Origin of the sequence: Psychroserpens sp., assembly GCF_045105015.1 — a bacterium.
Classification (GTDB): Bacteria; Bacteroidota; Bacteroidia; order Flavobacteriales; family Flavobacteriaceae; genus Psychroserpens.
Map to the genome: position 1 here is coordinate 1 of NZ_JBGCCX010000100.1, position 3,455 is coordinate 3,455.

The 3,455-nt window shown below is 30.1% G+C and carries 5 protein-coding genes; 3 read left to right on the forward strand and 2 right to left on the reverse strand.

The window, feature by feature from the left end:
* Nucleotides 1-1,787 (reverse strand): TonB-dependent receptor plug domain-containing protein (locus tag AB8B90_RS07465; RefSeq protein ID WP_405335273.1); only part of this gene is annotated, 1,787 nt, incomplete at its 3' end.
* A 131-nt stretch (nucleotides 1,788-1,918) separates the two neighbouring features.
* Between AB8B90_RS07465 and AB8B90_RS07470 the strand changes: the two genes are divergently transcribed.
* The 3 genes from AB8B90_RS07470 to AB8B90_RS07480 are packed head-to-tail and all read left to right on the forward strand — an operon-like array spanning nucleotide 1,919 to nucleotide 3,185.
* Nucleotides 1,919-2,440, forward strand: coding sequence for a hypothetical protein (locus tag AB8B90_RS07470; RefSeq protein ID WP_405335275.1), 522 nt, complete (start codon nucleotides 1,919-1,921; stop codon nucleotides 2,438-2,440).
* A gap of 2 nt (nucleotides 2,441-2,442) precedes the next feature.
* Complete coding sequence (locus AB8B90_RS07475) at nucleotides 2,443-2,967, forward strand: DUF2975 domain-containing protein (RefSeq protein ID WP_405335277.1); 525 nt, start codon at nucleotides 2,443-2,445, stop codon at nucleotides 2,965-2,967.
* A gap of 2 nt (nucleotides 2,968-2,969) precedes the next feature.
* On the forward strand, nucleotides 2,970-3,185 hold the full coding sequence (locus AB8B90_RS07480) for a helix-turn-helix domain-containing protein (RefSeq protein WP_405335278.1): 216 nt from the start codon (nucleotides 2,970-2,972) through the stop codon (nucleotides 3,183-3,185).
* Between the two features lie 52 nt (nucleotides 3,186-3,237).
* Here the strand turns inward: AB8B90_RS07480 and AB8B90_RS07485 are convergent.
* Nucleotides 3,238-3,455: hypothetical protein (locus tag AB8B90_RS07485; protein ID WP_405335280.1), on the reverse strand; the 218-nt coding region annotated here is incomplete at its 5' end.

A 3,455-nucleotide genomic window follows, 5' to 3' on the forward strand; every position in this document is an offset into this window, starting at 1 on the left:
GGTGGCATTGGTACAAATCCAGTTTCAATATAATCAGCATTAAAGATGTTGCTGGCTGTTACGCTAAACTCCATCGATTTAACTTTTACCAAAAGTGAAGTATCCCAAACATTATAAGTTTGTCCGGTTGTTCGCTCAGCATATTTATAAATAATGTTTTGTCGTACATTTTTAAAGAGTTGTGAGCTAAACCTTGTTGTATATTGATGTCTTAAGGTGTTTAGTGAATATCTTGATAATTCTTCATTTTGATCAAGTATATTATCATCTAAGTAAGCATATCCAAATGCCAAAGTTTGGGTGAAATTGTTTAGTTTGAAATTATATGAAGCGTCAAACTCTATACCTTTAGTATTAACTTCTGTAATGTTTGTTGCTGTAAATATTCCATTGTTAATGTTCGGTCTTATATAATCGATTAAATTTTCAGCATCTCTATTGAAGATAGCTATAGAGGCTGAAAATTTAGATGAAGCATATTTGATTCCAAGTTCTTGAGCAAAGGCTTCTTCAGGTTCTAAGTTTTCATTTCCTTCTGTAGCAGGATCACTGTAATACAAATCTGTATATGTTGGTATACGATAAGTATAGCCAATGTTTCCATATGCTCTTATGTTTTTAGTAATTTCATAACCGATATCTATCCCTGGAAAAGCGTGAAATTTAAAATCAGAGAAGTATGTTAGAGCAACTCCGGGAGTTATATCTAACTTATCATCAGCAAATTTAAATTGATGCTCGATAAATACATTTGCCATAAAACGGTTTCGTTTTCCAAGATTATTACTATTAATAAAAACTTTGGAAAGGTCTACACCAAATCCTGTAATTCCAATTTTTGATGTGTATGAAGCATTAGCTTCTGCACCAACTTTATGAGTTATATGGAAGTTTCTAAAAAAACTAGGTTCATCACGTCTCAATAAAAACATATCTTGATTTCGCTTCCAATATACACGTGGTTGAATTTTTAGTTTTGAAGACTTAAATTTAGTAGTAAAGGCAAGTAAGCTATTTTGAGTTTCTTCATACTCAAAAAATGTTGCATTGGTTGTATAAAAATTTTGAGCACCAAACTTGCGATCAAAAAATGTTGCAAGCATTTCTATAGGTTGGTTGTTTTTATTGAAGACACTTTTAACAAAGTAATTAGAATTATCATAATCTGAATTAATGCGATATCCTTCAGAAGTTACTTTTCCTGCATGAACAATATGAGATGAGTTTTCTAGTTCACTACCAATAGTCACTGAGCCATTAAATTGTCCAAAAGATCCAGTTTCAACATTAGCAGAGACCGTATTTTGTAGTTTACTTTTAGTTACAATATTAATAGCACCAGTAAAGGCATTCTGACCGAAAATTCGAGCTGCAGGACCTTTAATAATTTCAATACGTTTAATGACTTCCAATGGTAATGCTGCATTCATTGTGTGATGACCTGTTTGAGCATCATCCATTTTTATACCATCAATTAGTAGTAAAGTTTGATCAAAGCCACCGCCTCTAATATATAAGTCGGCTTGGCTACCACCAGTTCCTCGTCTTCTAATGTCTACACCAGCGAATTGTTGAAGCAAGTCAGCAATATTTACAGCGGCACTATTTTTAATGTCAGTAGCTGTAATAACGGTAATTGTCCTAGAGTTTTCTTTAAAAGGAATGTCAATTCTTGCAGATGTTATAGATATTGAATCTAAGTTTTGTGTAGGTAAATCTTGAGCTCTACTGTTTGTATTAAACAGAATAGCACAAACAAAAAATAGAAAATAGATATTAGGTCTCATTTTTGTTGAAAATTTTGGTCAAAGTTAGGATTATTTTTAGCCTAAAAAAGTTTTTTTTAAAAAAGAAACAGTACAATAATTATTGTTTATCGATAATTTATATATATTTGTTATTGTTAAACAATAATAAAATGCAAACAGAACGAATTTTTTATGTAATGAATATAATCTCTTGGATTGTATTTCTTGGATATTGTATAAAAGCAGGAGCAATAGCTTTAGTTTCTATATTAAGTCTTTTTGGAAACTCCAATGCAACAGAGAACCTTTATATGGGTATAGATCTTTCAAGTCTTTTTGAATTTAATACCATTCATTTTTCATTGCTAGTATTACTTCTTGTAATTATTACCAGTTTAAAAGCATATGTGTTTTATCTTCTTATAATAATTTTTAAAATTATAAATTTTGATAAGCCATTCAATTCTTCAATTGTGAGTTTAGTATTTAAAATTAGTTATATATCTCTGAGTGTTGGTTTGATTGGAATTTTAGCGAATTCATATATGACTTGGTTGAGGTTTAAAGTGTTTTTCACACAAATAGACATTGATACCTCAGCATACATATTTATGGCTGGTGTTATTTTTATTGTAGCAACTTTATTTAATAGAGCTAATGAAATTCAATCTGAAAACGAATTAACTATTTAATTATGAAAGACAATACGAACATATTAACTTTAATAACTTGGGGAGTTTTACTTACTTCTGTTTCTGTATTATTGAATGATATGCGAGAGTTTGACTTTAATCAATTTAAAGAATTTCAAAACTGGGCAAAAACAGCAGATAAAAATGAATCTTGGTTTACATCTAAGAATGCTATTCAATGGAGTTATTATGCCATTAGTGCTGGACTCTTTTTTTGGAGAGGGTATCTTATTTATGGTTTTTCATATTTCTTGTCTATTTTAAAAGAAATTGAAAATGGAGATTATTTCAGTGATAATAACATTAAATATTTTAAAAAAATCGGAAATATTTTTATTCAATACACCGTTAGCGTTTTGATTTTGAGGTTTCTTCTTGCTGCTATTGGAGAATCTACATTTAACTTTTTTAATGAACTAAAATCAGAATTCACATTTTTGATTCCTGCTGGCTTAGCATTTTATATTTTGGCAGAAATATTTAAACGTGGAAAAGAGGTCGAAGAGGATAACGAACTAACGATATAATTATGCCAATAGTAGTTAATCTTGACGTGATGCTTGCCAAGCGTAAAATGAAAAGTAAAGAACTAGCTGAGATCATTCATATCACTACAGCTAATCTTTCTATACTTAAATCTGGAAAAGCTAAAGCGATTCGGTTTTCAACCTTGGAAGCTATTTGCAATGCATTGGATTGTCAACCAGCAGATATTTTAGAATATATAGAAGACGATATAAATTAAAAAAACGCCAAACATCAGTTTGGCGTTTTTAATATTTTTAAATAAAGTAAACTTAATCTGCGAGAACGATTACTTTATTATCTTTCATTTCTATAGTTCCAGAAGTAATTGGTAACCAAAACCCTTTATCAGTTTTGTTGAATTTAGCTTCAACCTCTTCATCTAAAGTAATGTTGCCATTAATTTTAACATTGCCTTCTTTTAAAAGAGATACAATTGGTGCGTGATTGTTAAGCATTTCAAACTCACCCATCACACCAGGAACAGCAA